At 36.9% G+C, this 2,032-nt stretch carries 1 protein-coding gene; it reads right to left on the reverse strand.

Annotated features, from left to right (window positions below; all coding sequences use genetic code 11):
* A partial coding sequence (locus CRS_RS24270; RefSeq protein WP_142726512.1) for an amino acid adenylation domain-containing protein occupies positions 1 to 2,032 on the reverse strand: 2,032 nt, incomplete at both ends.

A 2,032-nucleotide genomic window follows, 5' to 3' on the forward strand; every position in this document is an offset into this window, starting at 1 on the left:
ACGGATCTTTACCTGGTGGTCTATACGGCCCAAATATTCAATATTGCCGTCGGGAAGCCACCTCCCAAGATCACCGGTACGGTACATCCTGCTGCCGGGAACAAAAGGATTGGATACAAACCTTGAAACAGTTAATTCTTCACGGTTAAGATACCCTCTCGCAAGACCAGATCCCGAGATATAAAGCTCTCCCGCTACACCGATAGGAACCTGATGACCATAATCATCCAAGATGTAAATCTGGGTATTGGAAATAGGCTTACCGATAGGAATTACAGATAATTCTAAATCACTGCCCTTTGCTATTTTATATACAGTAGCACAAATACTTGTTTCAGTTGGACCATAGGCATTATAAAAATCCCCATATTTAATATATTCCTTTGTTTTACCGATTGTTGCGGATTCACCAGCTGTAATCAGTCCCTTCATAGACTTCAGTTTATCCGTATCTAATAAGTTGAAAAAAGCAGGAGGCAGTGTCACAAAATCTATCTTATGTTCTGTTACATAATCTTCAAATGCAAAAGAATTCTTACGAATGGTATCTCCAAGGATATGAAGAGATTTTCCTGATAACAATGTCATAAAAATCTCTGAAATTGAAGCGTCAAATGAAAATGAAGCAAACTGAGCTATATGACTGTACTCTGCTACATTAAATAAATGTATCTGAGATTTTATGGTATTCAGGATTCCTCCATGAGTGCTTAATACTCCTTTAGGCTCTCCTGTAGACCCTGAAGTATAAATGATATAGGCAAGGTCCTCTGAATCTAGCTGTTCTGTTTTAAAATCTGCTGAATTTTCTTCTATAAATTCCACATCAATTGCAAAAGATTCACCGGAATAAAAATCTATATCAAAGAAATGGAAAGATTCTGTAATAAGTAATTTCAGATCTGATGCCATTATTGATTTTCTCGAATCCGGAAGCTGTGAATCTATTGGAACATATACAGCCCCTAATTTTAATATACTTAAAATGGAGATGATCTGTTTCTCACTACGATCGATCATAACCCCTATAAAATCTCCTTTCTTTATCCCATAGTTTTTCTGCAATTGTGCTGCTAAACAGGAAGATTGATTATTTAACGCTCTGTAACTTAAAGATACGTCTTCAAAAATTACAGCCTGCAATTCAGGAGTTTGGGATACCTGTAACTCAAACAGACTGATCAGTGTTTCTTCTGTAGAATATTTAACTTCAGTTGAGTTAAAATTTATTAATAATCTTTCCTTTTCCGATGAACTTACATAATCCAGCTCCCGAAGAGGAGTATCAGGAGAAGTGATAAAACTCTCCATAAGATTTTTTATATGGCTCAATATAAACCGGACATTCTCCGAATATACTGACGCATTATATTCCAAATCTATATTTAAATGAGTTTTATAAGGCTCTACCGCTAATGTAAAATTATAATTGGACTCATCAAAAACTTTCACATCTTTTATCAGGTTTTCTCCCTCTTCATTCTTTACATAATTTTCAAAAACAAGAATATTGCTGATCAGATCTACTCCTAAAGAAGACAAAGCCTGTATCTCAGCCAGACTGTTAAAATGGTAGCCTGTACTTTTTATAGAATCCTCATGAACCTTATTTAAAAGACTTCGCGGAGTATCATCCCCGTTCAGCGTAATACGAACAGGAATCGTATTGATAAACAGACCTACCATATTCTCAATACCCCGAACTTCTGCAGGACGACCCGATACGACACTTCCAAATACAACTTCACTGGATCGGTTATAACGGCTCAAAAGATAAGACCATACTCCCTGAACATATGTGTTCAACGTAATGCCACATTCCTGGCAGAACTGGGTGATCCCTATATAATCATTCCCTGTTACAGTAAGCTTTTCAGTAATGAAATCAGGCTTTTCTTTCTGTTCCTGCTTTTCAAACGGAATAAGGGTTGCTGAATTTAACCCGTCAAGATACTTTTTCCAGTATTCCAGCGTAGAATCTCTGTCAACCCTGCCCAGCCAATTGATGTAGGTGGAATACTTCTCTGCTTCA

Origin of the sequence: Chryseobacterium sp. ON_d1, from assembly GCF_006829085.1 — a bacterium.
Lineage (GTDB): Bacteria > Bacteroidota > Bacteroidia > Flavobacteriales > Weeksellaceae > Chryseobacterium.